At 59.4% G+C, this 23,562-nt stretch carries 29 protein-coding genes; 13 read left to right on the top strand and 16 right to left on the bottom strand.

Annotated features, from left to right (window positions below; genetic code table 11):
• The first annotated feature begins 81 nt into the window (after nucleotides 1-81).
• Genes JOD69_RS06240 through JOD69_RS06220 form a run of 5 tightly spaced genes read left to right on the top strand, consistent with a single transcriptional unit; the run spans nucleotide 82 to nucleotide 2,383 of the window.
• Complete coding sequence (locus tag JOD69_RS06240; RefSeq protein WP_077732032.1) at nucleotides 82-393, top strand: nucleotidyltransferase family protein; 312 nt, start codon at nucleotides 82-84, stop codon at nucleotides 391-393.
• Nucleotides 368-748 (top strand): HepT-like ribonuclease domain-containing protein, encoded by a 381-nt coding sequence (locus JOD69_RS06235; protein WP_077732033.1) that lies wholly within the window; start codon nucleotides 368-370, stop codon nucleotides 746-748. Before JOD69_RS06240 ends, JOD69_RS06235 begins: the two co-directional genes overlap by 26 nt.
• Complete coding sequence (locus tag JOD69_RS06230) at nucleotides 745-969, top strand: DUF4007 family protein (protein WP_077732034.1); 225 nt, start codon at nucleotides 745-747, stop codon at nucleotides 967-969. Before JOD69_RS06235 ends, JOD69_RS06230 begins: the two co-directional genes overlap by 4 nt.
• 51 nt (nucleotides 970-1,020) lie before the next feature.
• Entirely contained in the window at nucleotides 1,021-1,404 is a 384-nt protein-coding gene (locus tag JOD69_RS06225; protein ID WP_077732035.1) for an HIT family protein, read from the top strand.
• A gap of 1 nt (nucleotide 1,405) precedes the next feature.
• Nucleotides 1,406-2,383, top strand: a complete 978-nt coding sequence (locus JOD69_RS06220; protein ID WP_077732036.1) for an HNH endonuclease — start codon at nucleotides 1,406-1,408, stop codon at nucleotides 2,381-2,383.
• A 122-nt stretch (nucleotides 2,384-2,505) separates the two neighbouring features.
• Here JOD69_RS06220 and JOD69_RS06215 read toward each other — a convergent pair whose 3' ends face one another.
• From JOD69_RS06215 to JOD69_RS06205, 3 genes are all read right to left on the bottom strand, one after another.
• A complete protein-coding gene (locus JOD69_RS06215; protein ID WP_077732037.1) occupies nucleotides 2,506-2,883 on the bottom strand; it encodes a type II toxin-antitoxin system VapC family toxin in 378 nt (125 codons plus the stop codon).
• Nucleotides 2,880-3,125: a type II toxin-antitoxin system Phd/YefM family antitoxin gene (locus tag JOD69_RS06210; RefSeq protein ID WP_077732038.1), complete on the bottom strand. Its 246-nt coding sequence runs from the start codon at nucleotides 3,123-3,125 to the stop codon at nucleotides 2,880-2,882. The genes JOD69_RS06215 and JOD69_RS06210 overlap by 4 nt, the downstream gene beginning before the upstream one ends.
• A gap of 94 nt (nucleotides 3,126-3,219) precedes the next feature.
• Nucleotides 3,220-5,775 carry a DNA phosphorothioation-associated putative methyltransferase gene (locus JOD69_RS06205; protein ID WP_086133683.1) on the bottom strand — a complete coding sequence of 852 codons (2,556 nt, stop codon included), beginning with the start codon at nucleotides 5,773-5,775 and terminating at the stop codon, nucleotides 3,220-3,222.
• Nucleotides 5,776-5,943: 168 nt separating this feature from the next.
• Between JOD69_RS06205 and JOD69_RS06200 the strand changes: the two genes are divergently transcribed.
• From JOD69_RS06200 to JOD69_RS06185, 4 genes are read left to right on the top strand one after another with little or no spacing between them, the layout of a single operon-like run.
• Nucleotides 5,944-6,324 carry a DUF3306 domain-containing protein gene (locus JOD69_RS06200; RefSeq protein WP_086133684.1) on the top strand — a complete coding sequence of 127 codons (381 nt, stop codon included), beginning with the start codon at nucleotides 5,944-5,946 and terminating at the stop codon, nucleotides 6,322-6,324.
• A 13-nt stretch (nucleotides 6,325-6,337) separates the two neighbouring features.
• Nucleotides 6,338-7,972 carry a 4Fe-4S binding protein gene (locus JOD69_RS06195; RefSeq protein WP_086133685.1) on the top strand — a complete coding sequence of 545 codons (1,635 nt, stop codon included), beginning with the start codon at nucleotides 6,338-6,340 and terminating at the stop codon, nucleotides 7,970-7,972.
• Nucleotides 7,969-8,580, top strand: a complete 612-nt coding sequence (locus JOD69_RS06190) for a molecular chaperone TorD family protein (protein ID WP_086133686.1) — start codon at nucleotides 7,969-7,971, stop codon at nucleotides 8,578-8,580. Before JOD69_RS06195 ends, JOD69_RS06190 begins: the two co-directional genes overlap by 4 nt.
• Nucleotides 8,577-9,101, top strand: a complete 525-nt coding sequence (locus JOD69_RS06185; protein ID WP_086133687.1) for a CAP domain-containing protein — start codon at nucleotides 8,577-8,579, stop codon at nucleotides 9,099-9,101. Before JOD69_RS06190 ends, JOD69_RS06185 begins: the two co-directional genes overlap by 4 nt.
• A gap of 136 nt (nucleotides 9,102-9,237) precedes the next feature.
• On the opposite strand, the gene JOD69_RS06180 is transcribed toward JOD69_RS06185, so the two are convergent.
• From JOD69_RS06180 to JOD69_RS06155, 6 genes are all read right to left on the bottom strand, one after another.
• Nucleotides 9,238-9,678: a molybdenum cofactor biosynthesis protein MoaE gene (locus tag JOD69_RS06180; RefSeq protein WP_077732043.1), complete on the bottom strand. Its 441-nt coding sequence runs from the start codon at nucleotides 9,676-9,678 to the stop codon at nucleotides 9,238-9,240.
• A 1-nt stretch (nucleotide 9,679) separates the two neighbouring features.
• Nucleotides 9,680-9,913: a molybdopterin converting factor subunit 1 gene (moaD, locus tag JOD69_RS06175; RefSeq protein ID WP_077732044.1), complete on the bottom strand. Its 234-nt coding sequence runs from the start codon at nucleotides 9,911-9,913 to the stop codon at nucleotides 9,680-9,682.
• A 180-nt stretch (nucleotides 9,914-10,093) separates the two neighbouring features.
• Complete coding sequence (locus JOD69_RS06170) at nucleotides 10,094-10,714, bottom strand: amino acid kinase (protein ID WP_156881143.1); 621 nt, start codon at nucleotides 10,712-10,714, stop codon at nucleotides 10,094-10,096.
• Entirely contained in the window at nucleotides 10,692-12,098 is a 1,407-nt protein-coding gene (gene pabB / locus JOD69_RS06165; RefSeq protein WP_077732045.1) for an aminodeoxychorismate synthase component I, read from the bottom strand. The genes JOD69_RS06170 and pabB overlap by 23 nt, the downstream gene beginning before the upstream one ends.
• Nucleotides 12,095-13,153 carry a hydantoinase/oxoprolinase family protein gene (locus JOD69_RS06160; protein WP_086133689.1) on the bottom strand — a complete coding sequence of 353 codons (1,059 nt, stop codon included), beginning with the start codon at nucleotides 13,151-13,153 and terminating at the stop codon, nucleotides 12,095-12,097. Before JOD69_RS06160 ends, pabB begins: the two co-directional genes overlap by 4 nt.
• Nucleotide 13,154: 1 nt before the next feature.
• Nucleotides 13,155-14,153 (bottom strand): ATP-grasp domain-containing protein, encoded by a 999-nt coding sequence (locus JOD69_RS06155; protein WP_086133690.1) that lies wholly within the window; start codon nucleotides 14,151-14,153, stop codon nucleotides 13,155-13,157.
• Between the two features lie 11 nt (nucleotides 14,154-14,164).
• Between JOD69_RS06155 and JOD69_RS06150 the strand changes: the two genes are divergently transcribed.
• Nucleotides 14,165-14,884 carry a HisA/HisF-related TIM barrel protein gene (locus JOD69_RS06150; protein ID WP_086133691.1) on the top strand — a complete coding sequence of 240 codons (720 nt, stop codon included), beginning with the start codon at nucleotides 14,165-14,167 and terminating at the stop codon, nucleotides 14,882-14,884.
• 83 nt (nucleotides 14,885-14,967) lie between these two features.
• Here the strand turns inward: JOD69_RS06150 and fae are convergent, their stop codons facing one another.
• From fae to JOD69_RS06120, 6 genes are all read right to left on the bottom strand, one after another.
• The gene (gene fae, locus JOD69_RS06145) at nucleotides 14,968-15,480 is read right to left on the bottom strand and encodes a formaldehyde-activating enzyme (protein WP_077732049.1); all 513 of its coding nucleotides are present in this window, start codon (nucleotides 15,478-15,480) and stop codon (nucleotides 14,968-14,970) included.
• A gap of 107 nt (nucleotides 15,481-15,587) precedes the next feature.
• On the bottom strand, nucleotides 15,588-16,451 hold the full coding sequence (locus tag JOD69_RS06140) for a triphosphoribosyl-dephospho-CoA synthase (RefSeq protein WP_348529946.1): 864 nt from the start codon (nucleotides 16,449-16,451) through the stop codon (nucleotides 15,588-15,590).
• Between the two features lie 35 nt (nucleotides 16,452-16,486).
• Complete coding sequence (locus tag JOD69_RS06135) at nucleotides 16,487-17,401, bottom strand: RimK family alpha-L-glutamate ligase (protein ID WP_240502624.1); 915 nt, start codon at nucleotides 17,399-17,401, stop codon at nucleotides 16,487-16,489.
• A gap of 1 nt (nucleotide 17,402) precedes the next feature.
• On the bottom strand, nucleotides 17,403-18,398 hold the full coding sequence (gene mch / locus JOD69_RS06130) for a methenyltetrahydromethanopterin cyclohydrolase (protein WP_086133692.1): 996 nt from the start codon (nucleotides 18,396-18,398) through the stop codon (nucleotides 17,403-17,405).
• A gap of 42 nt (nucleotides 18,399-18,440) precedes the next feature.
• Complete coding sequence (locus JOD69_RS06125) at nucleotides 18,441-19,565, bottom strand: ATP-grasp domain-containing protein (RefSeq protein WP_086133693.1); 1,125 nt, start codon at nucleotides 19,563-19,565, stop codon at nucleotides 18,441-18,443.
• A gap of 36 nt (nucleotides 19,566-19,601) precedes the next feature.
• Nucleotides 19,602-20,615, bottom strand: a complete 1,014-nt coding sequence (locus JOD69_RS06120) for a beta-ribofuranosylaminobenzene 5'-phosphate synthase family protein (protein WP_086133694.1) — start codon at nucleotides 20,613-20,615, stop codon at nucleotides 19,602-19,604.
• A gap of 408 nt (nucleotides 20,616-21,023) precedes the next feature.
• Between JOD69_RS06120 and JOD69_RS06115 the strand changes: the two genes are divergently transcribed.
• Complete coding sequence (locus JOD69_RS06115; protein ID WP_077732054.1) at nucleotides 21,024-21,488, top strand: hypothetical protein; 465 nt, start codon at nucleotides 21,024-21,026, stop codon at nucleotides 21,486-21,488.
• Here the strand turns inward: JOD69_RS06115 and JOD69_RS06110 are convergent.
• Complete coding sequence (locus JOD69_RS06110) at nucleotides 21,485-21,676, bottom strand: hypothetical protein (RefSeq protein WP_139841037.1); 192 nt, start codon at nucleotides 21,674-21,676, stop codon at nucleotides 21,485-21,487. The two genes, JOD69_RS06115 and JOD69_RS06110, sit on opposite strands and share 4 nt — an antisense overlap.
• A gap of 111 nt (nucleotides 21,677-21,787) precedes the next feature.
• Here JOD69_RS06110 and JOD69_RS06105 point away from each other — a divergent pair, with 111 nt between their 5' ends.
• Both JOD69_RS06105 and JOD69_RS06100 read left to right on the top strand, forming a co-directional pair.
• On the top strand, nucleotides 21,788-22,126 hold the full coding sequence (locus JOD69_RS06105; protein WP_086133696.1) for an SBBP repeat-containing protein: 339 nt from the start codon (nucleotides 21,788-21,790) through the stop codon (nucleotides 22,124-22,126).
• Nucleotides 22,123-23,535, top strand: a complete 1,413-nt coding sequence (locus JOD69_RS06100) for an SBBP repeat-containing protein (protein WP_086133697.1) — start codon at nucleotides 22,123-22,125, stop codon at nucleotides 23,533-23,535. The genes JOD69_RS06105 and JOD69_RS06100 overlap by 4 nt, the downstream gene beginning before the upstream one ends.
• Nucleotides 23,536-23,562: the final 27 nt, after the last annotated feature.

Below are 23,562 nucleotides of genomic sequence, written 5' to 3'. Positions count from 1 at the left end.
AATTTTCATGAATGGAGCCGTGGACCGAGTGCCGCTGGAGGTTGTTGGAGTATTCGCGTTTACGCTGTACGGGATAGGCAAATGACCGTTCATATACAAATTCCCCAAAAGGCTCTGCAATCCCTCTGTCGGCGTTACCACGTGCAGCGGCTCGCCCTGTTCGGCTCGGTGCTGCGCGAGGACTTCGGGCCAGAAAGCGATGTAGACGTATTGGTGGAATTCGAGCCGGGACACACGCCGGGCTTGGGTTTCGTTCGGTTACAGCGCAATCTCTCCGATCTGTTGGGGCGCCCCGTGGACCTACACACCTACCGGAGTCTGAGCCGTTACTTCCGCGATGAAGTGGCAAGAGAAGCCGAGGTGCAGTATGAGCGTAGAACGCAAACGCCCTAAGCTCGACGACACGGCCCGCATACGTCATATGCTCGATGCAGCACGCCGGGCCTGCGAGTTGGCCCAAGGCAAGGAGGTGGGCCGTCTCGACCCCGACTGCGAGACCGCCCTGGCCTTAACGCGGCTTTTGGAGATCCTGGGCGAGGCGGCCAAACACGTGACCCAGGAAACCCAAGCCAAGCATCCGGTCGTGCCTTGGCGAGACATAGCCGACACTCGCAACCGTATCATCCGCGAGTATTTTGATGTCGACTACGACATCGTCGAAGCCCTGATCCGCGTCGACCTGCCGCCCCTGATCAAACAGCTCCAGGTCGTTTTGGGGACATTGCAGGCAGATCCGAAGCAACTATGACCGGTACCACAAAGATGATCCCGCTTAACCCGGATAGATATACCCTCGGACGCCATGAAACCATTCCCGTGCGCTTCGGTTCGCTGACTAAACGCTATCAAGCCTGGTGCGAGAACCCAAACGTGCTCGAAGACAAGGCCAAGGTTCGGCTCGGGGTCGGCAGGGATATGGCCTCGGTCGTCAAGTATTGGCTGATTGTTGCGCAGGCGGTTCAGTCCTAGCGGAAACTTTAAGTGGCAATAGTTGCCACCGAAGCGTTTGAGTAAAAATCCATGAGCGAAGACTGCCCTTTCTGCCAATTGTCGCCTGAACGCATAATCGTAGGTGACGATCTCTGTGTCGTAATCCGGGATGCTTATCCCGTTTCCCCCGGCCACACGCTAATAATGCCACGGCGTCATGTGGGCTCATTCTTCGAAACCTCTGCCGACGAGCGCGCGCGCCTGTTGCAGTTCCTCGACTTGGCTAAGAAAGACGTTTTAGGTCACTTCCAACCCGACGGTTTCAACATCGGCATCAACGACGGGCCTGCTGCCGGCCAAACCGTCCTCCACCTGCACGTCCACCTCATCCCCCGCTACCTAGGGGACCAAGCCGACCCGCGCGGTGGTGTGCGCTGGATACTGCCGGACAAGGCAGCGTATTGGAAAAAGTGATATGGAACTAGAAGACTACTACCGCCAGTTTGCCCAGTTAAAGCGTGCCCCGAACCGAATCTTTCCGGAAACTACGCGCCACAAAGCGCCGCACAAACCACTTTTGCTCTTGGCCATCATGGAGATGATCGCGCGAGGAGAGATTACTTCCCGCTTCATCAGCATTGCCGATGAAATTACCGAGCTGAATGACTTATTTTCCGCTTACTGGCGGGCGCTGATGCCTATTACCCAAACCAGCAGTATCGCTTTTCCATTCTCCCGCCTGCACAGTGAGCCATTTTGGGAATTGGTACCTTTGCCAGGAAGGCAAATCAGCCGCGAGGCTATCAATGGCGTCTCTAGCGTTTCGCAGTTACGTCAGTTGGCTTTGGGGGCTAACTTGGATGAAGACTTATTTCGCTACATGACGTACGCGGAGAGTCGCACCAAGCTGACTGACGCCCTCCTGCGTGCCTGTTTGTCGGATCAAGGCCAAACCATCCTGATGGCGGAGCTTGGTGTGCAACACCAAGCCTTTCGATACAGCTTGGAGCTGGAGGCCAAAGCGCACAAAATCAAAGAGCCATCCACGGAAGTGCCCTATGCCGACGCCGTACGGGATCAAGGATTCCGAAGAGTGATCGTGAACTGTTATGACCATCGCTGCGCGCTGTGTGGCGTGCGTATCGTGACGCCAGACGGCCATACTGCGGTGGAAGCCGCGCATATCAAACCGTGGAGTCAGTTCAAGGACGATGATGTACAAAACGGGATGGCGTTATGCCGCCTCTGCCATTGGGCTTTCGATGAAGGCCTAATGAGCGTAGACGGTGACTACAGAGTTTTAACGTCCCGGCAAATGACTGCTGCCCCGAACGCCGCCGGTTTCCTCATAACTTTGGCGGGTCGTCCTATCATTGGGCCAAAGGACCAAGCCCTATGGCCGGACCTTGGCCGCTTGTCCTGGCATCGGCACTATGTTGCGGTTGGGTTGTGACGTGGGGCTGAGCACCGAGGAATTGCAGAGCAAGAGCCGCTCTGATGATGGCGGTTTTCAAGGACGGAGAAATTCGTTTGTCTCCGTAGTATCGGAAATCGAAAACGACCGAGCCGGCCGACCTATATAAGAACGACCAGTTCAGAGTAGCCTGCCAAGGCCCGATCCGCGGTCATGAACCGCAAGGGTTCGGTAATCGCTTGGGCGATGAGTATCCTGTCAAACGGATCGCGATGGAGATTGGGAAGTTTCCGCACGGCATTGGCATGCTCCCAGGTGACGGGCAATGGGAGAAAGCCCGCCTCGATCAGACGATCCGGCAGACAACGCTGATCGATCTTGAGCTTTCCCAAAGCTGATTTGATGCTGATTTCCCATATCGAAGCCGCACTTGCATAAACCGCCTCTGCCCGATCGATCTCGGCACGCGCCGTATTGGATAAGGCAGCATCATCGGCCAATACCCACAGAAGCACATGAGTGTCGAGCAGCAATCTCACTGGCCGCTACCTTCAAAAGCAGCGGCGATCTCATCGGGCAAGGGGGCATCGAAGTCTTCGGCAATTTCGATCTCGCCTTTCATCACGCCGAATCGGATGGTTTTTCGAGTCTCGGTGCGATAAGGGACAAGCTTAGCGGCAGGCTTGCCGGCCTTCGCGATCACGATTTCCTCGCCGGCCATTGCCGCATCCACCAGCTTGGAGAAATGGGTTTTCGCTTCGTGAATGTTGACGTGGTGCATGCTGTGCTCCCGGCAGGTGGACTAACCTTAGTCTAGCTGGAGGCATAGTACCACGGAAAGGTACTCAGGACAGCGCTACGAATCTGACACTTCGTCACTCAAAAATTCTAGGCACCCTTTTTCCTCCAACCACTCTCATCTCGTACGCTTCCCCCGCCGGACTCTGCGAATAGCTGACGTGCACCGGCTTGTCCGGGCCATAGTAGTACAGCCGGTCGTAGGGAAGGTTCGCCATGATCCAGCGGGCGACTTCTTCCGTGTTTTCGTCCCGCACCAAAAAGTCCGCCGCCGCGCCGAGCCGAGGACAGATCGGTCTACCTTTCCGGTTCAGTTCGTGGGCGGCGTGCTGGTCCAATTCCGGGGCGATTCGGGCCGGAATCTCTTTGGCGAGTTCCGGCGAGCAGAAACCGTAAGTGAGTTCGATCATCCCGAAATAGCCGATCACCGGGTCGAGAATGTTGACGGCGAGATCGTACAGCGCGGAATAGCTGTCGGGTTCCTTGGGCAGGTTGGGTAAGCCGGTGCGGGCTTGAGTCTCGCCGCATTCGATCAGTTGGCGGTAGGTGAAATAACGTCCGCAAGGGGCGTTTAAATTGGGAATGCTGCCGCTGCGGACGAGGCGGAAGCCGTCGATGGTCCAGCGGGCGGCTTCGAGGCGACCGTGAAATTCCGCGGGGCTGGGGCCGTAGCCGCTGAAGTCGACTACTCCCAGGTTTTCCAGCGCTTCGTCGAAAGCCAGCTGCTCGGCGTAATTGGGGAACTCTTCGTTGATGAAGCGGGATTTCCGGTAAAGATAAGGCGGTTCGTACGGCTCGCCGTAATCGAAGATGTCGAGCTCCTGGGTGCGAAGGTTGATCTTTATCCGTTGCAGCATTCGCGGCAGCGGTTTGCCGGAAAAATCGTCGAAACTCATCAGGGTGAGCTTGCCGGAACGGATATGAATCTTGATGAGATCGGCGCTGCTCACGTCGCCGTAGAGAAGAACGCCGCAGCCGACATAGGCGCGCAGGATGGCGGGCAGTTGCACCACCAGCCGCGTGGGAAGTTGCAGCGATTCGCCCTCCTCCAGCCAGCCGATGCCTTGCTCGGCGGCTTCCCGGCAGGCTCGTTCGATGGTCTCCGGGCTGGCCGCGGCGAACAGGAGTTCCCGGCCCGATTCGAGGGCGGTCCGGTAGTCGCCGAAAAAGGCTTTGATGTCCTTTTGCAAGCGGGTTTCGAGATGGCGGTAGGGTTTCCGCTTTTCGAACTGCCACAAGGCAAAGTAGACGCGAAGGTCGTCGATGCGGGATCGCCGGGCCTGTTCCAGGATGGCATCGGCGTTTTCCTTGCGGGACTTGACGAAGCGCAAGGCCGCCGGCAGCGAGCCGAACTGGGCGGCGACGGCGCCCGAATGTGGAAACTCGCTGCGATCGGGGTCGCGGCCGAGCTTCAGGCAGCTTTCCCACAGCGAATCCAGGAGCTCGCGATGTTCTTCATACTTGGCTTCCGCCTTGCCGATTTTTGCCGGCTTTGCCGGGCGGGAGAGATGGGAGAGTCGCAGGATGTTCCGCCGATTCTCCAGCCGTCCGACCATGAAACGCTGCTCGGCGTCCTTGTCCTTGAAGACGTAAAAGATGCCGGGGCCGACCGGCAAAGGCTCTTCGTCCAATACTTCGGCGATGAAGGCGCGGAGTTCGCACTGGGTATAGTATTTCTGAAAGGTATTTCGCGAAGTCAGAATGCCGTCGCCGTAAGACGTGCCGCGCACGGCGTCCGGGTTGGCCAGCATGGCCGAAACCACCAGCAGTTCCTCCGCCAGCCGATAGGCGCCTTGCAGGGCTTCGACGCGCTCGCCCATGTCCTCGATGACGTTGATCACGAACCCCAGGTTGACGATATGGGCGTTCCGCCGGGTTTCCTCGGGCGCGTAATAGGGGTCCCAACCGGCGGCTTCGATGCCGTTTTCCCTGAGTCCGCGCACGTCATCCCCCCGTCCGCAGCCGTAGTCGAACACTGTTTTCGAACCGTCCAGAAAGCCGAACCGGGCGAGGGTTTGGATCGGCGCGGAGAATCCGTAGCGGGTGAGCGCAGTGAGGTGGCGGGCGATGCCGCCAATCCCCCCTAGCCCCCCTTTTCCAAAGGGGGGAATAGAGGTAAGGAGACCAGGGGAATCCGATTCGTCATTACCGATAGGCACCAGTTCATGCCCGGCCAATCTGAACCCGCGCTGTGCCAGCAGGATTTCCCAGGCTTGCTTGAACCCGATGCGACAAGGGTCGTCGAACAGGCCGATTTGCTCGGCAGCTGAGGTCAAAGCCTCGAACATTTCCCGTTGCGGATGGCTTGCGGGCAGAAGCAGTTCCTTGCGATGCAATATCGGCGGGTTGAGGGAGTTCTCGTAGGTGCGGAAGCGGACGGTGTGCTTTTCGAGGTCGACCGTCCAGTAGCGGCGTAGAACCGGAAAGCCTTCTTCGAAAAAACCCGAATAATCGAGCAGCGAAACGCTGTTCTGCTCCCGGTTCAGCTTGACGACGTTGTAGTCCTCGCCCGGATGGATCTGAGCAACGCGGCCGGCGGCGTGAATCGCGTCGCGCGATTCCGGCTCCAATGTGTCCAGCAGGCTTACGTGGAAATAAACGTTCCGGGCGACGGATTTGCCGAACGGCGGCATGAAGCGAACTCCTACGATTCAAGCAACAGGCTTGGGTCCGAACACGTTCTTTCCAGGCCCATGGCTACGGTGGTAATGTTCACGGTTCCGATCTTCCGCCTTGTCACAGGGGACAGAAACAGATCTCCAACGCAGTTCCGAAAACCGAATTAACCGCAGTTTGCCGAAATGAAGAAACACGATTCTTTCTTCAGGCGTTGGGCTGAAGCGAAGCTTAACGCGACAAAGAATAACGATGTGGCCGAGTTGCCGAAAGTCGCTAGCGATGGGTCGGCCGAGGCTGCGGAAAACGCGTCGTTCGACGCTTTCGCCCTGCGCGAATTGTTTCGACGGCCGGAATTTGCCGTGCGCGACGGGCTGGACGACTACGACGGCGACTACACCGTTTTCGAGCCCCGCGGCGAATTCATGACCTCCGACATGCGTTGGGCCCTGGAACGCGCCCAGGCGACCACGTCCGATACTGCCCGCTCCCCGGAATCGTCCCCTGCAACGGCAATGGCGGACAACGCTCCGAACAGCACCGACCAGGCGGAATCTTCAAGCTGATTTTTCTTCCCGAATGCCCCAATCACCCGACAGTTGCCGGCCGAATCCGCGGCAAGCATCCGCTTACGAGACCGAACCGACTACATGGGTATCGTACCGGTCGAACGGACGCCTGCTGATCATCGGGGACAGCGATGCCGTTGTCCCGGTAACGGAACGCCTTCCGGCCATGCTGCGCCGCTTTGTCCTGTTTACCGATAGTCCGCCAGAGCCGCTGGCCGAGTCGTTGAAAAGCCGGGAAATTCCCTATTTGGAGCCGTGTGCGGACATAAACATCGAAGGCCATTTGGGGGCTTTTCGGGTGGAAACACGCTGTGGCGGGATACGCATCGATGCCCGAGTTGCGCTGCTGCCGCCGGAAACCGCTTTCGATCTGATCCTGGATCTGCAAAACCCACCGGCTATCGATCTGCCCGTCCCGCCGATCGGCTATTTCGCACCGGGCAGAGACGCGGAAAAGCGGGAACAGGCCCTGAATGCGCTGGCCGAAATGGTCGGCGAGTTCGACAAGCCCAAGTTTTTCGAATATAGGCCCGAACTCTGCGCTCACGGCGCGAGCCGCATCGAGGGCTGCAGATCATGTCTTGATGCCTGCGGAACCGGGGCTATCGAATCCCGCGGCGATCGCGTCTCGGTCGATCCCTATCGCTGCCAGGGCTGCGGCGAGTGCGCCACGGTTTGTCCCTCGGGAGCGATGAATTACCTGTATCCGCGCCGGATAGACAGTTTGAAGTGCTTGCGGCTCATGCTGGACGCTTTTTTCGAGGCGGGCGGCGACCGACCCGAACTCTTGTTGCACGACAGCAGCGCGGGCGCGACCTGGATAGCCGAGTACGAATCCGAACTGCCGGAGAATGTTCTGCCCTATGAGTTGGAAGCTCTGGGAGCGAGCGGCATGGACTTTTGGCTGTCCGCCTTGGCTTACGGCTTCGAGCGCGTGACTTTATTGGCGGCCGGAAAACTGACCGAGCCGACCCGGCGAGTTCTGGCCGAGCAAATCGGTTACGCCGGCGAAATCCTGTCCGGCATGGGTTATCCGTCCGATTCGATACGCCTGATTTGCGCGGAGGATTGGCCGAGTGCTCTTGAACCGCTCCCTGCTTCGCCATGCCGGACACACGCCCGTTTCGCCGCGGACGATGACAAGCGCACCGTCATCCGCCTCGCGATCGAGCATCTATACCGGCAAGCGCCGTCGCAGCCGGAATCGACAGTCCTGTCCGCCGGAGCGCCGTTCGGCGAGATTCGGGTGGATAAGGAAAAATGCACGCTGTGCCTCGCCTGCGTCTCGGTCTGCCCGGAACGCGCCTTGGCCGACGGACACGACGTCCCGCAACTCAAGTTTATCGAAGCCAATTGCGTCCAATGTGGATTGTGCGAGAAAGCCTGCCCGGAACACGCCATCTCGCTGGCGCCGCGTTATCTCTTCGATCAGCAGGAGGCGCGGCGTGTGCGCCTGCTGCATGAGGAGGCGGTATTCCGCTGCGTCGAGTGCGGAAAGCCCTTCGCGACCGCCGCCATGATCAAGACCATCACCCAGCGCTTGCAGCACCACCCGATGTTTCAGGGGCCGAACCTCCGTCGGCTTCTGATGTGCGACGACTGCCGGGTCAAGGCCCATTTCGAACACCTGTCGCAAAAACCATGAACGACACCATGCCCTCGCCTATTCCCGAAGAAGATCGATGGCGGGCGGAAACCTACGCTCTGCTGGCCCGGCTTCTGGCTGCCGCACCGGATAGGGAACTGCTGGAACGGATCGCCGCCATTCCATGCGAGGAGAGTCCCAACGACCCACCGCTGGCGCGAGCCTGGAAAAGGCTGGCGGTTGCCGCCCGCGACGCCGGCGAAATCGAGCTCGCCGAGGAATATCAAGCGGCGTTCATAGGCCCGACCCGCGGCGAGTTGCTACCCTATGCTTCCTGGTATCTCACCGGCTTTCTCATGGAAAAGCCTCTGGCCGCCTTGCGCGACGAGCTTCGGAGCTTAGGTTTAGAACGGCAGGCATCGGCGAAAGAACCCGAGGATCATGTCGCCGCGCTGTGCGAAGCGATGAGCCTTCTGATTATCGAGGCAGACGGACGCGAGGCGGATTTTTTCGCTAAACACTTGGCGCCTTGGATCATGCGCTTCTTCAGCGATCTGAAAGAAGCCCGGTCCGCTCGTTTCTATCGAGCCGTAGGCGAACTGGGAACGGCTTTTCTGAACATCGAACAACAGTATTTGGAGATGGCGCAGCCCAAAAAACCGATATGACACGACTCGTCCTTAGCCTGATTTTGACCGCTGGTTTGGTACTGCCCGTCTTCGCCCGCGAAGCTCCAACAGCCCGATGCCCTTCCGCCGACACCATCAGGCGCGAAATCCTCGAGGAACTAAAAGCCGTTCGTGCCAAGCCGAGATACTGCGGCCGGAAGCGATTTCGACCCGCCAAGCCGCTGCGGTGGAATCAAAAGCTGTTCGAAGCGGCGAAAAAACAGGCCGAGGAGATGAGCCGCAACGACCGACTCTCGCACAGAGGCCGGGATGGACGAAAGGCGGGGGACCGCATTACCCGAGCCGGCTATGACTGGGAGGTTTATGGCGAAAACATCGCCCAGGGGCAGCGCACGGTGGGGGAAGTCATGCGGAGTTGGCTCGACAGCACCGGGCATTGTTCCGCCATCATGGAGGCTGATTTCGACGAAGTCGGTGTCGCCTGTGCGAGCAGCGGCGGCGGAGGCTCGCCTTATTGGGCGATGGTCTTGGCCGCTCCGCTGTCGAATTCCGGCCGGTAGAGCGTTTTCCGATTCAGTGTAAGGGATCCGGATATGTAGGTCGGGAATCCTTTCCCGACATGACGCGGCTGGAAAAACATGACTGGGCGTCGACAAAGGATTGCCGACCTACGATCCGCGCATCCGGCGGAACTCGTCAATAGCCGCTGGTATTCTTTTCCACCCAGCGCTCGCCTTCCTTCAGGGTTTCCTTTTTCCAAAACGGCGCGCGGCTTTTCAGCTCTTCCATGATGTAGCGGCAGGCGTCGAAGGCCGCGCCGCGATGGGAGGACCACACCGCGACCAGCACGATGGGCTGATCGGGAAGTATCTCGCCTACACGGTGAATGACGAGCGCATCCAAAAAACACCAGCGGGTCTGGGCTTCTTCGACGATTTTCTCGAGCTGCCGCTCGGTCATGCCGGGATAATGGTCGAGAAACATGTGCCGGACTGTCTCATTTTCGTTGAAGTCGCGCATGGTGCCGACAAATGAGCAGGTCGCACCGTATTTTCCGGTGTGGCCCAGTGTTTCCGTTTGATAGCGCTGTAGTTCCGAGTAAGGGTCGATTCCGGTCGGGCGCAGCTCGATCAGCACTTCAGCCCCCGGTCACCGGCGGAAAAAAAGCCACTTCGTCGCCGTCCTTGACCGGCGCGTCCGGATCGGCATAGTCCATATTCACCGCACAGAGGATACGATCCGGCAGATATTGGCCTTCGCTCACCGCTTTCCACACGTCGCTTACCGTATCGATGTCTTCCGCGGCAAGACTGTCGTCCACTCGCCCCATTTTTTCCCGGAGGCTTCCGAAATAACGCACTCTAATCGACATGCGATTTAATCTCTGTCTTCACCAAAAACCATCCAAGAGCCGCCATCGTGTTACTGAGCGCAAAGAAAGTAGATCCCTAACGGAACACGCCGGTCTTCGTTCGCTCGGCACATTCCGGCTGTTCCGCGTGCACACTTTCCACGGGCATTCATTTTTACTTCGATCAAACCCGGAACTTTTTTATCCGGCGGAGCGATTAACGCGCGTAAAGACATGGGATGGCTCTCGCAGACCTGCCCGCACGCGCGGGTGATCTTGCCGGTGACCGAGCCAGACTGCGAACGCGGCCTTGGCGGAAAAGCGCTCGAAAGCGGCGTCGACCACGCCTTGCGCGACAAGTCCGCCGTACGAAGTATCGTCTGAAAAGATCGCCACCGATTTGACCAGGAGCAAATTCGCGGCATTCAAACGTCCGGCCAGCCAAGCCGCGAGGCTGTCCGAAGTGACCTCCCAAGATGCGGGAATGCCCGGATCGTTCATCAGGGACAAACCGGGCAGCCAAATCGTGGAGCGGCCGGATTCCACCAAAGTTCGAAGCGCAGGGACATCGCTCGCGATTCCGAGCTTCGGGCACAATCCGCTCAACATCAAACCGTATTGCCCCATGGCCAAGAGCGCCATGGCGTGAGCCGCCTCGTCGCCGAACGACCAGCGTTGCTGCGCCGACCGGACCTGGTCGGCGAAAGGCCCGCCTCCCGGCACGATGACGAGGTTCGCATCGGCCAAAGCATCCAGCCAGAACGGGAGAGTATCCGAGTCGGCCAGGCTGCCGCCCAGCTTAACGACCCATGTGATCGGCACCGGTCCTCTGGACTTGGAATTGCTCGAGCAGATGCAAGAGGGCGGTAGCTTTGTCGTAGCACTCCTGGTACTCCTGGTCCAGGACTGAATCGGCCACGATACCGCCGCCGGCCCAGAAGCGGATCGTACCGTCCGAGTGCACCAAGGTACGGATGGCGATGTTGCTGTCCATGTTGCCGTCGAAGCCGACATAGCCGATCGAGCCGCAATAGACGCCCCGCCGATGCGGTTCGAGCTCCTCGATAATTTCCATGGAACGAATCTTCGGCGCTCCCGTAATGGAACCACCGGGGAAACAGCCGCGCAAGAGATCCACGGCGCTATGTCCTTCGGACAATCGACCGCGGACTGTGCTCACCAAATGATGCACGGTAGCGTAGCTTTCGATCTCGAACAGACTAGGCACATGGACAGAGCCCGGCTCGCAGTTCTTGCCGATGTCGTTGCGCAGCAGATCCACGATCATCAGGTTTTCCGCGCGGTCCTTGACGCTGTCCCGAAGTTCCTGCGCCTTGGCGGCGTCCGCGTGCGGGTCCTGCGACCGAGGGCGGGTGCCCTTGATCGGCTTGGTTTCAACGATGCCGTTGGTCACTTTGAGAAAGCGCTCCGGCGAGGAACTCAGCACCTGAACCTGCGGGAAGTTGAGATAGGCGCTGAACGGCGCGGGATTGTAAGGCCGCAAAAGTTGGTAGGCCGCCCAGGGATGTCCTATGCAATAGGCCGAAAAGCGCTGCGCCAGATTGACCTGATAGCAGTCACCCTCGCGAATGTAATGCTGAATGCGTCCGAAAGCCTTTGCATAATAGGCTCGGCTCATATTCGAGACGACGTCGCTGAGCAGATAGAAGTCGGCCTGCTGCCATCCGATGGTCTGGATTTGGCTGAAGGCCTGAACCAAGTGGGGCCAGCGTACCGCGAGGGCGGGATCGCGCCCTTGTGCGACCAGCCAGGTACGGCGCGCCCAGTGATCCACGACGACCGCCCAATCGTAGATGCCGACGACCATTTCCGGGATGTTCTCCGCATCCAGGGCCTTGTCGGGCAGTTTCTCCAGCCTCCTCGCCAGATCGTAGCCGAAGTATCCGATAGCGCCGCCGCAGAAAGGCAGGCCCGGAAGCTGCGGAGCCTTTTCGCCGAGATATTGCTTGACCAGGGTAAACGGGTCATCCGGCGACAGTGTGATAGAGCCCTGCGATCGAATCTCGGTGAGCGGCCCGCGCGTGACCAGCGTCGCGACGGGATCCGCCGCGATGATGTCGTAACGTCCCTGTCGGCTATGCGGAAATCCGCTATCCAGAAAAACCGCCCAGCGCCGCTCCGCCCAAGGCAGAAACAAAGCGGCGCTGTCCTCGAAATAAGGCAGCTCTTCGATTCTCGGCGTCATGTCCGCCCCACCTCCCGCAATGCCAGACAAGCTACGGCTGCGGCTGGGGCGCAATCCGAAGCGTGAAAATCGTTTTGCGACGTCAACATTGAAAACAGTTCGCTGAAGTCCTTATAAGGAAAACCCGATCGTGCCGCCAATTCTCGCACCAGAAATCGTCCCACGCCAGCACCGATCAAAGGCGCATCGTCGCCGATCAAGCCGCGCGAAAGCTGGCGATCCAGAGCCGAACGAAGCTTCGCGAGTTGCCGCTCGCGGAAGAACCGGGCCGCCTGCCGCCATTGCTTCAACGATGCCGACTCCGCATCCCGCCCGAACAAGCGAGCTAGACGCCGGGCGCTTCCCTGGACGGTTTTTTCGCCGCTATCGGCCGCCGGCATCTGATCGGCGTGCTCGGGCAATTCTCCGCACAGCCGGTAGACGTCGGCAGTGGTCGCGAAATGTTCGGCCATGATACCGATCCACTCGCCCTCGAAGGGCGCCCGATCGGCAAGCGCCATCGCCGGGGTACGGACTATCCCGGTATAAATCAGCTCATCGTAACGCATTCGTTCATAATCGGTATAGCCTCGAGTTTCGACCCGGTGGCCGCAAATCAGCGCAATATCGGTGGTCGTGCTCCCGATATCCACGAACATGGCATCGCGCAGATTTTCCGCCACCCAGAGCGCGCTCGCCAGCCAGTTGGCCGAAGCGATTTTTGGAACGCTTTCCGGGGTGATGGCATTGGCATCGAGAAACCCGTCGTGTCCGGCAAACACCTGCACCGAATTCTGCCGACAGCGCTGAATCATCGCTTCGACCAAGGCAATCACGCCTTGCTCCCGGTTTTCGAAAAAATCCACCAACTCGCCGGTCATGGTCATTGCATGGCGGCAGCCCGGTCTCGGCGAAATGGCTTCCAGGATTCGGCTCATGGCGCCATGCAGTCGATCCAAGCCCAGCCACAAGGGACAGGGCTCCTGAATGACCGCGACGATTTCGCCGGCGCCATTCAACGCCGCCGCTTTGAGGTGGGCTCCGCCGATGTCCCAGCCGATCATTTCAATGCTCATTTCACGTCTCCAAACCAATCTCGACGGGCTTTCCCGATTCCGCGTCGAATTCGGGCAAGATTCCGCTCCGCCACAATTCCAGAACCAGCGCGGCCGGATTAATGCCTAAGGATTGCCGCAGCCCGGCGTAGGACGTGGTCAGTCGCGGATTGATCTCGAGCACCCTCGGCCCCTGTTCGCACTGCATCAAATCGACCCCGGCATAGCCCCATAATTCCGGCACGGCCTCCGCGATCCAATCAGCCAAGGCTCGATACGCGGCAAGACCCGACCGGATGGCGCCGACCTCGCAGCCGCGCAAGGCAAAACCGCCCCGCGACCTGACGATCCGTTGCCGGTTACAGCTCAGCAGCCGCGCTTTCCCGTGAGCAAACAGTGCGGACAGGCTAAGCGATTCGCCTTCGATCAAAGGCTGAACGACATACCGGGCAAGGTCGTCGGTTTCGGCCGCCCAAGTCTTCCAGACCCACTCGGTTTCGATGATGCGGGCGCCTTCGCAACCAACGCCGTCGTCCGGCTTCACGACACGTGGGAATTCCAGAGGAATCGATTCGCTCAGAGCGTAAGTCGAAACGGCAGAAACGCCTTTATTTTGCAGGCGCTTCACGGTCGCCAGCTTGCTTGCGGCAAGGCTGACGGCGTCGGACGGGCTGGTCAACAGCGCCTTGCCGGCCGCCTCGACTCGACGACAAAGACGCTCCAGAATGCCGCCGGTTTCAGGGGCAATCGGCCACACCGCGTCGCAACGCTCGATCTGATCCACAAGGTGGCACTCAAGATCGTCTTTCCGATCGACAAAGACCCATGAGGCCCCGGAAAACTTCCGGCCCGAAAGGGGGAGCCGCGCATCCCTGAACACGACCGTCCGAACATCCGGCAAGTCGGACAAATCCCTGAGGAGCGCCGTAAGCATCAACTCCCCTTCCTGCGCCAAAGAGCGTGGAATTGCTTCGCCGAGCATCCCGCCGCCGGTAATATATTCGAAAACCAGTATCTTCATTCCTGCATCAAATGGACATCATCCCCGTCGTCGACATCATGGGCGGTGTCGCCGTGCACGCCAGGGAGGGCCGGCGCGAGCAATACCGTCCGCTGCAAAGCGTGTTGTGTTCGACTCCCGAACCGGAGGCCGTCATACGCGGTTTGCTCGGCTTGTATCCGTTCAAAAGGGTCTATATCGCCGATCTCGATGCGCTCATGGGCAAAGACCCCCAAACTGATTTGGCGGTTGAACTGGAGCGCAGCTTTCCGCAGGTCGAATTCTGGATGGATCGAGGACTGCCACGCCTCAGCGAATTGGAGTCTTTTCCAGTTAAAAAGCACGCCCGATCGGTCGTCGGCAGCGAATCGCTTTCCGAGGAATCTTTGCCGCTTCTGGCCCGTTCATATCCGGACTTCATCTTGTCGCTGGACTTTCTCGGCGACCGCTTGTTAGGGGCTGAGCAACTGCTGTACAGCCCGGAACTTTGGCCGGAAACCGTGATCTTGATGAGTCTCTCCCATGTGGGCAGTACGGCGGGTCCCGACTTCGACCGTTTGGCGTCGTTCAGACGCAAACATCCCCACCGACGCTTCATCGTAGCCGGCGGCGTGCGGGACGAACAAGATCTGATACGGCTTAAATCCATGGAAACGGCCGGCGTGTTGCTAGCCAGCGCCCTGCATTCCGGCACTATTGACTCGCGGCTGATCGGGCGTGTGATCGAGGATTCGGAGGAGGCGGTGACTTGAGGAAAGTCTGAGAATTCGTGACTTACGGACGAAAAAAAAAACGTTGCCCCGGTGCCGGGGCAACGTTTTTTCGACAAGCGCGATTATTTGTGCGCTGCGAAGGGGTGCTCGATCTGACCCTTCTGAGCCACAACTTCGGCTGCCTTCGGCTCGCCGGCAACGGCGCGCTTGATCGCCAGCTTGGTGGCTTCGTAGTTGTAGTCCTGGATTTTCGCGTCGTCTTCAGCCAGCCAGTGGATGAATACGCCTACGCAGACGAAAATGTCATCGGCTTCGTCGGCAGGAATGGTGCCGTCTTCGACGCAATCGGCCACAGCCATGGCAACGCCGCGCTGTGCAGGCCCGAACATCTGGGTAGCCTGCTTGCCGTTCTTGATGGTGACTTTGTTGAACATGACGGTATTCGGCTTGGCCATCAGGTTCGGCGCGACTACGGCCAACAAGCTGCTGAATCCGTCTTTGTTATTGGTGATGCAGTTGGCGAAAGCCGTCTCTGCGGCGCTGCCGCGCGGACCCATGATCAGGTCGATGTGGGCGATTTCGTTGCCGCCGCCGCACAGAGCCTCACCCACCAACATCTTATTGATTTTCCCCATTGCTAACTCCTCTTTGGTAAAAGAAAAAACTTTCGAAGTAACGACACTGCCATATCCTCCTCCCCAAGCGAAGCATAAAAAATCCCTGTTGTTGTGCCGACGTGCCTCTACGCTTCCAGAAAACAGCCCGTCTTTCGCTTGCGCTGGCCCAGCAACGCTTCCAGGCGCACGGCCAGCAAACACGCTACTGTGAGATCGGCCGTCGTACCCGGATTGATTCCGCCGGACTTGAACTCCGCATCCACTTCTCGGAGGAGCGGCATGACTTGTTCCGGTCTATCGGAAACGGATAACGCCTTATCGATCTGCGCCATTCGGCTGGCAACTATCCCTGTATATCGAGCGCCGAACTTACGCTCGATGTGGCTGTCGGGAATATGCTTGAGTAAGCCTACGAACACCGCCACTGCCGACCATTCTTTATCGCCCCACTGGGACAATTTCCTATGATAACGTGGAATCGCGAAATCAAAAACATCTGCAAAAGAATTAGTGTATTGATAAGCGATGCGATCACGATGTTCCGCAAAACGCATGGCTTCGAGCAAAGTTACCTCCGGCGCGTCGCGAACATCCTGATCCGGAGACTCGCCGAGGCCGCCCGGCTGCGCCAGCCGTATGGCCTTGTAAGTCCAGTCCGCATCGGTTTGCGTCGTCGCACCGAGTACCCGCCGGAGCGTATCCCTGAGCGTTTCGCCTTCGCGAATCTCCTGAAACGCCTGAAACAGGGGCGCGGCCAGCAGGATGATGCCGAGATTGGTATTGCAGGGGACGACCTCGCGAGTCGCCCGAGTCGCGTGATAGATCTTCTCGCCCAGGGAAAGATCGGAGTCGCACAAGAAAGGCCCGCTGGCCGCGGCGCTACGCCGGAAGTCCTCCACGGTCATATCGTGCGCCTCGGAATAAATGCTGACGTTCCCCGGCTTGAAGGCGCGAAGCTCCGTCTCGCAGGCATCGAGGTAAGCGGACAATAAAGCGTCCCGTTGAATAGGCATCGGAACCGACGTCACCGAACCCGGATTTCCCCGTGAGGCTCGGGGTGACAAAGCGACAGGAAGTCGTCGACCAACAAATCGGCGATCGATACTTTACTGACGCTCTGCAAGCCCTTCCACGCCGGAATGCTGTTGACCTCGAGCACGCTGTACCGACCGTGGTGATCGCGGATGATGTCCACCCCCGCGTAGCCCATGTCCAAAACCTTTACCGCATCCTCCGCCAATCGGCACAGCAGCAGATCGTCGAGACGCACCGGTTCGCAGCGAGCGCCCTGAGCGACGTTGTTCAGCCAGCTCACACCGCATCGCCGCATGGCGGCCACCGCCTTGCCCCTGATGACGAATACGCGGAAGTCGTGGGGCTGTTCACCGCAACTCACGAAACGTTGTAGGTAGAAAACGCCGCTGCTATCGCTCAGCCCCGCCAGGTCCTCCGGCTTTTCATATCGCTGCAAGCCCTGTCCCTGGGAGCCGAACAAAGGTTTGGACACGAGCTGATGGCCCGCGCGCAACTCCCGCTCGGCCAGATCGAGTGCCTCTTCGCGGCTGCCCAGCACCCAGGTGGGCGGCGTCGGTATGCCGGCGCACTGCAACATGAAACTGGTCATGGCCTTGTCCACGGTGCGCTCGACCGCCCGACCGTCGTTGTATACCGGAATCCCGAGCAGCTTCAATGCGTGCAGCACGTCGAGGTAGAAAACGACCTGATCCAGCGACCCGCCCGGCACGCCACGCACGAAAACGCCGTCGGGAAGGCCGTCCTCGAAGCTCGGCAGGAGCACCGGCAAACCGCCGGACTCGAGATTCAGCCGGCAGGCAGTCAAGGACACATAGGAATAGCCATACCCTTTCGCTGCCAATGCCTCGCGAAGTCGTGCGCCGTGCCAGCCCGGATCGTCGGTGATGATCGCGATGCGGCCCAAATTATTCTCCGAAGGACCGTTCCAGGAGCGCTTCGTCGAGCTTGCCGGCATGGAAGCTGCGGCCGGACTCGACTGCCGTGACAATGACGCTGGCTGGGCTGAACAGCATCGGATCGACCTTGAAAAAATCGTACTTGTAATCCTTGAACACCTCGGCAAACGGCCTGCCGTAATCGCGGGAAACCGAACTCGGCAGTTCGTTGGCCAGCATTTCGGCCGCTTCGTCGCTGCCCTTCACGAACAGATGCACGGTACCGCCGAACAGAATGGCGTCGTTGGTGCGCCCCATGGCTTTGACGAAATTGGGATGAGGCGGCGGAACCGGAGCGGTTCCGGTGCCGTCGATGATGTTTCCCAGCGGAAAATGAAGCGAATGGGCCTTGTGCAGGGCGACCTCCAGTACGCGGCCGACGACCTGCATGCTGCCGGCAAGGCTGGAGGTGGGCGTCAGAATGACGTTGACCCCGCTGGCGTCCACTTTGCAGGCCTTGGCGATTTTCTCGATCACCTCGACCGGAGGAACCTTGTCGACCTCCATCACGATGGCCGTCTCCTTGCCGTGGTCGCGATAGCCCAGTTCCTTATAAAGCTCTTCGACAGGCTCTTCGTTGCCGTCCTTGACCTTGGTCGCCATCGCACGCGCCGGGCCCGAACCGAGCGCGTAAAAGGCGCTTTTGCCCTCTCCGTGGGACAGGCTCCAGCCGGCATACTGACTGCCCAGACAGGAAATTACCGGATTCGTGGAATGAACGTTCACGGTCAGAGGCCAGCGACTGAAGGTTGAAGAGTGAGTAAGCGTGACGCTCCCAAGTCCACCCATGCAGATTTCCGCGATCAAGCGCCCCGCCTCCAGACCGCCCACCGCCTCGATACCGGCGTCGATGATGGTGCAGCCGTTTCCCAGCTTGTCGATCTTGAGCCGCAGCTTGTCGGCATTCGCGATCATGTACTTGACGATGGGAAGCGCGTGCGCGTTAACGCTGACAGTGTGTTGCATGGTTACCCTCTTGCCCGGTTCATTGAAGAAAAGGTGATTGTACTAGCCGTACAGTCGTTCGTGCAGCTCGGTTGTCCGCAGCTCGATCAAACGTTCAACGTCGGGACAGTCGGCCCCCTCCGCGCGAACGGTGCACACCGGTTGACCAACGTCGATCAGCGTGCGCGGCACCGGCGTATCCGTACACCAGTCCGGCCAACACATGGTTTCGGACACGTCGAGCTCCCGCGATGCGAAAAAAACCTTGAAGGCCCGGGTGACGCCGCCGGTGTCCGCAGCACCCGGAATTCCCCCTCGGCACGCCCGAATATGTTCGGCCAATAACCCGCGTGAAAAATCCTCATCGTACAAGGCCATGGTGGCACTCGGCCTAGGGTTGATTTCCAGAACCCGGCACACCTCGCCATCGAGCATGAAATCCAGGCTGTTCAGCCCCTTGAGCGGAACCGCTCGGATCAGGCGAGCGACGTACGCCTGCACCTGCTGCCGCTGCTCTAACGCAAGTTCCGCTCGATTGATGGCGCCGGCAAACAAAAACGGCTGATCGACATGACAATCAGCCGTCCACAGCGTGTTGAAACCGATGATCCGCGCATTTTCGCCGTTCGCCAGAAACAGGGCGGACATGGCCTTGCCGGGAAGCCTGCGCTGGTAATAGCCGCTCGAATCCGGTTCCGCTCGGGCACAAAAACGCACACCCTTGCCGCCTTCGCTACGAGCGGACTTCAACAGCCAGTTCTCCGGATCGGGCGGCCACGTTCGGCTGGATTCCGGGTAAGGAATATCGAGCTGCCGGAGCAGATCGAAGAAGGCATCTGGCGTTTTCAATAAACGGAGAATTTCCGGCGAATTGCCGTAGAGCGTCCGCCCTTGCGCAAGTCCTTCCAAAATGCCGGGATCGGCATCCAAACCGCTACTGTAAACCAGAGCGTATCCGAGCTCCGCCGGAGCAAGCCGCTCGGCGGCTCGCAAGACGCTTTCCCGCTCGAAACCTATGTCGGCGCCGTTGACGGCTTCGCAGCGCTCGGAACAGGCGCGTGTTTCCCGATCGGCGAAAAGATCGATCGAGACCGGCCGAATTCCGGCACGCGCCGCCGATTGCGCCAGCATTCTCGCCGAGCAGCCGATCAGCAGCAGGCGTTCCGATAGGTCGCGCAAACTTTCCAATGATCGCTCAATGGCTTCGCCGCCGACGCGCCGCGGCTATAAACGCAACGTCTTTTCGCGCGACGCATCCGTTCGCTCCAACATAACATCCGCGCCTTTGTTGCGGGGGGTGGCCAGCAGAAACCGGAGACCCGCCGTGCCGGCGAACTGCCGCCGCGCCGCGGTGACCAGCGTTTCCCCGCGCGTCGTGTTCTCAACCAGGCAAAAACCGGTCGGCCCCCAGGAGCTCTGACCGATGCCGACGGCGCCCTGAGCTTCGAGAAAAGCCAAGGCCTTGGCGACGCCGGCGCTGGTGAAGCGTCCGCCCTGAGCAGGTGCGAAATAATCGCCCACCGAACGTTGCAACTCCGCGATCACCTCGCCGAAACCTCGGATGTCGCGCTCGACTAATGCGGGCAAGCCTTTCATGAGCAGCAAATGACAGAGATGCGCGGCTTCCTTGGCGGGAAAAACCGGCAAGGCGCGGAAAGCCTCGATCTCGTCCTTGCCGTGCAAGCCCAGATCCCGCTCGTCCAACACCAGAATGAGACGCCAGTCCGCGGGAAATTCCAGGCGAGCGACGACCGGCGGGATGACCGTGTTTTCGCCGCGCCCGCCGTCGACCACCAGGCCGCCCTGCTCGAATACGGCGATACCGATGCCGGAGCGTGCGCCCCGCTCGACAATGGGAGCGAGATTGCGCACCGACAGGTCGAGACCGTAAAGCCGGGACAGAGCCATACCTACGGCCAGTTCGAGCTGCGTGCCGGAGCCGAGTCCGATGTGCCCCGGTATGGCGTCCTCGATCCGAATCTCGACCGCGAAATCCTGCTCCAGCGCGGAGACGAACTTGTTGACGGCAGCGATGGCCCGATCCGCGCCGGGTCCGTGCGCGGTCAGCCGATCCGAAGGCATCATCGATAGTCTCGTCGCGATTTCGTTGACACCGACGCCGATACTGCCGAAACGCCGCCCCAAGGACCCGCCCAGATCGAGAAAGCCCATGTGCAAACGCGCCGGAGCGATAACTCGCGCACGAAGCTTGTGGTGGGATGAGGAATTGACTGACATTGGCTAGAACGACTTCCGGAGAGCCGCGGATATTTCCGCTCGAGAAGTAACTGCAAAGGGACATGCTATTGCATGGTCTCCGGTTTGTCGACCTTGGAGCTTATGGAACCAGATCGATCACGCATGAACAGTGCGGGATTAACGCCGACATACGACAGCAATGCCTTTGATAACGGAATGGCATGGATTCTCACATAGAGTTCATAGAGGCGGCTGATTCAGCTCGGACGGAAGGGCGCTGCCGCCGGACAAGATAGGCCGGAAATTGCAGCTATACTTCCGGCTACTGAAAAAAGCAACTCTTCAGGAATAAGAACAACTTGCGGTGAGGACTTCGCTTGTACCGCGCCGCAGCTAGCGCACCTTTCATGAAGGTTAGCCATCGACCATCACTTCGGGGGAAAAGGAATGAGCCTATTTTTGAAAGGTCTGGGACTTGTCTCGGGTTTATTGGCTTGCGCCGCCTGCATCGCGGCTGATCCGCGGCCGGATGGCAATGAGACGACGAGCGGCAGGGCCGTCGAATCCGCGGCATCGTCGCACCAGGGTCTCGATTCCGGCCTGATTCTGAGAAGCTACGGAAAGTTGCCCATGGCCTTCGAGAAGAACCATGGCCAAGCCGACGATGCGGTCGACTTCGTCGCGCGGGGAGCCGGCTACCGAGTGTTACTGATGCATTCGGAAGCGGTCGTCGATTTGGCAGGTAGCCCACTCGAACCTGCACTCGACACACTCCGCATGCGCTTTGTCGGAGCACGCCGGGATGCCGCGGTAGCAGGCATCGACCCACTCCCCGGCAAGACCAGCTATTTCAGGGGCTCCGACTCTTCCAGGCATCTCAGCGGCATCGAAAGTTTTGCCCAGGTCCGCTAGCCGCAATCTATCCCGGCATCGACCTCGTCTATTACGGCAACCAGCGGCATCTGGAATACGACCTGGTTGTCTCGCCGGGCGGCGATCCGGCACAGATCAGGATCGCTTTTGAAGGTCCCGAGCGTATCGAGATCGATGACGACGGAAATCTGGTGCTTCACACCGGAAGCAGGCAATTGATCTTTCAACGGCCGTTCGTCTACCAGCTTGCAGAAGGAGAGAAACGAGCGGTCGAAGGACAGTACGTCCGTACGGCAGAAAACCAAGTTGGCTTTAGTGTCGCCGCCTACGATACGCGAATGCCTCTGGTCATTGACCCGGTGCTGAGCTATTCGACCTACATCGGAGGAACCTCGGACGACGCCGGCACTGCCATTGCCGTTGATGCGGCAGGGTACGCCTACGTTGCGGGGTATACGTATTCTTCCAACTTTCCGCTCAAGAATCCTTACGACCGGTCGTTGGGCAACAGCGATAGGGATGTCTTCGTTACCAAGATCGACCCGACGGGATCGGCCCTGGTGTATTCCACCTATCTGGGGGGACGAAACACCTTGGATTGGGCGACGGGTATCGCCGTCGACGAAGCCGGAACGCTTACGTCACCGGCCGGACCACCGGCAGCGATTATCCCGTGACAAGCGGCGCCTACCAATCGGGCGTGACGGGCGGAGGCGCATTCGTCACCAAATCGAACGCAAGCGGCACCGGGCTCGTATATTCGACTTATGTCCTTGGCGCAACCGGCACCCGCATCGCCGTCGACGCCTCTGGCGCCGCTTACCTCACCGGCAGCGCCAAACCGGATTTCACTACGACTCCGGACGCCTTTCAGCCGACCAGCGACAACACGGGCGGCACCGACGCCTTTGTCGCCAAGCTCAATCCGAACGGCACCGGGATGGTTTACGCGACCTTTCTCGGCGGCAACGGCACCGATGCGGGCAAAGGCATCGCCGTCGACGTTAGCGGCGATGCTTATGTCGCGGGCTCGACGACGTCGGATAACTTTCCTACCGCGAATGCTTTGCAGGCAACGCGTCAGGGCAGACAGGACGGTTTCGTAACCAAGCTGAATGCCTCGGGCACGGCGCTCGCTTTCTCCACCTACCTCGGCGGTTCCATGGACGACTCGGCGAACGCCATCGCGGTCGATACCCAAGGTAGCGCCTACGTGGCGGGAGAAACCTACTCCAGCAACTTCCCCGTCAAGAACGCCTTTCAGCCCACCAAGTCCGGGTACCTTCTCACCAACTCGAGCCTGGGTAATGCTTTCGTCGCAAAGCTCTTGCCGGGGGGAGACGGATTCGCCTATGCGTCGTTTCTCGGGGGCGAAATCTGTACCCGCTATTGCTATTCGGTATTCAACGCCTTCCAGATACGCGGAGACGTCGCCTATGGCATAGCCATTGATGATGTGGGGCATGCGTATGTGACGGGACTTGCCAGCACGTACACATTTCCGCTGATCGATTCGCTTCAGCCCGGCAAACAACAGGACAGTGAAGATTCTCTTTTCGTATCGAAAATCGGCTTGGCCGGGAATGTCCTTCTTTACTCCGCGTTCGTCAGAACCGGCCCCACACCGGGAGGCGATGTGGATGACGGCCTGCCCTCCGGAGCCGGTAACGCGATTGCCGTCGACAGCACTGGCAACGCCTACGTAGCGACGGAAGACGCTGGCGGTTTTGAGACGACTACCGGCGCTTTTCAAACGGCGAACAAAGGTGGTGAGGATGCGGTCGTGTTCAAGCTCAGTGCGTCCTCGGTTGGGATGACTCTCAGCTCATCGGCGAACCCGGCAAGTTCGCGAACATCGACGACACTGACCGCGACTGTTTCCGACCCGAACCTGACCGGCAATGTCTTTTTCATGGACGGCTCGTCGCAATTGGGTAGCGCCCCTCTGAACGGCGGCTCCGCGACTCTCACGACGACGCTGTCGGCCGGGATCCACCGGCTCACCGCCGTGTTCCGCAGCAACCCAATCACCGCAGACTCGGCCTTGCTTCATCTGGTCGTCAATACGGGTCTCGTCTGCAACTGAAGCGATTGAACAGGAACGGGAGAAACC

Origin of the sequence: Methylocaldum sp. RMAD-M (genome assembly GCF_017832375.1) — a bacterium.
Taxonomy (GTDB): Bacteria; Pseudomonadota; Gammaproteobacteria; order Methylococcales; family Methylococcaceae; genus Methylocaldum.
Note: the sequence above shows the minus strand (reverse complement) of the source record. Positions and strands in the feature narration are given on the sequence as shown.

Excerpts from the sequence above, each read along its gene's own strand:
- JOD69_RS06240 (WP_077732032.1), top strand. The coding sequence starts at position 82 with ATGACCGTTCATATACAAATTCCCCAAAAGGCTCTGCAATCCCTCTGT.
- JOD69_RS06235 (WP_077732033.1), top strand. The coding sequence starts at position 368 with ATGAGCGTAGAACGCAAACGCCCTAAGCTCGACGACACGGCCCGCATA.
- JOD69_RS06230 (WP_077732034.1), top strand. The coding sequence starts at position 745 with ATGACCGGTACCACAAAGATGATCCCGCTTAACCCGGATAGATATACC.
- JOD69_RS06225 (WP_077732035.1), top strand. The coding sequence starts at position 1,021 with ATGAGCGAAGACTGCCCTTTCTGCCAATTGTCGCCTGAACGCATAATC.
- JOD69_RS06220 (WP_077732036.1), top strand. The coding sequence starts at position 1,406 with ATGGAACTAGAAGACTACTACCGCCAGTTTGCCCAGTTAAAGCGTGCC.
- JOD69_RS06210 (WP_077732038.1), bottom strand. The coding sequence starts at position 3,125 with ATGCACCACGTCAACATTCACGAAGCGAAAACCCATTTCTCCAAGCTG.
- JOD69_RS06205 (WP_086133683.1), bottom strand. The coding sequence starts at position 5,775 with ATGCCGCCGTTCGGCAAATCCGTCGCCCGGAACGTTTATTTCCACGTA.
- JOD69_RS06200 (WP_086133684.1), top strand. The coding sequence starts at position 5,944 with ATGAAGAAACACGATTCTTTCTTCAGGCGTTGGGCTGAAGCGAAGCTT.
- JOD69_RS06195 (WP_086133685.1), top strand. The coding sequence starts at position 6,338 with ATGCCCCAATCACCCGACAGTTGCCGGCCGAATCCGCGGCAAGCATCC.
- JOD69_RS06190 (WP_086133686.1), top strand. The coding sequence starts at position 7,969 with ATGAACGACACCATGCCCTCGCCTATTCCCGAAGAAGATCGATGGCGG.
- JOD69_RS06185 (WP_086133687.1), top strand. The coding sequence starts at position 8,577 with ATGACACGACTCGTCCTTAGCCTGATTTTGACCGCTGGTTTGGTACTG.
- moaD (WP_077732044.1), bottom strand. The coding sequence starts at position 9,913 with ATGTCGATTAGAGTGCGTTATTTCGGAAGCCTCCGGGAAAAAATGGGG.
- pabB (WP_077732045.1), bottom strand. The coding sequence starts at position 12,098 with ATGACGCCGAGAATCGAAGAGCTGCCTTATTTCGAGGACAGCGCCGCT.
- JOD69_RS06160 (WP_086133689.1), bottom strand. The coding sequence starts at position 13,153 with ATGAGCATTGAAATGATCGGCTGGGACATCGGCGGAGCCCACCTCAAA.
- JOD69_RS06155 (WP_086133690.1), bottom strand. The coding sequence starts at position 14,153 with ATGAAGATACTGGTTTTCGAATATATTACCGGCGGCGGGATGCTCGGC.
- JOD69_RS06150 (WP_086133691.1), top strand. The coding sequence starts at position 14,165 with ATGGACATCATCCCCGTCGTCGACATCATGGGCGGTGTCGCCGTGCAC.
- fae (WP_077732049.1), bottom strand. The coding sequence starts at position 15,480 with ATGGGGAAAATCAATAAGATGTTGGTGGGTGAGGCTCTGTGCGGCGGC.
- mch (WP_086133692.1), bottom strand. The coding sequence starts at position 18,398 with ATGCAACACACTGTCAGCGTTAACGCGCACGCGCTTCCCATCGTCAAG.
- JOD69_RS06120 (WP_086133694.1), bottom strand. The coding sequence starts at position 20,615 with ATGTCAGTCAATTCCTCATCCCACCACAAGCTTCGTGCGCGAGTTATC.
- JOD69_RS06115 (WP_077732054.1), top strand. The coding sequence starts at position 21,024 with ATGAGCCTATTTTTGAAAGGTCTGGGACTTGTCTCGGGTTTATTGGCT.
- JOD69_RS06105 (WP_086133696.1), top strand. The coding sequence starts at position 21,788 with ATGCCTCTGGTCATTGACCCGGTGCTGAGCTATTCGACCTACATCGGA.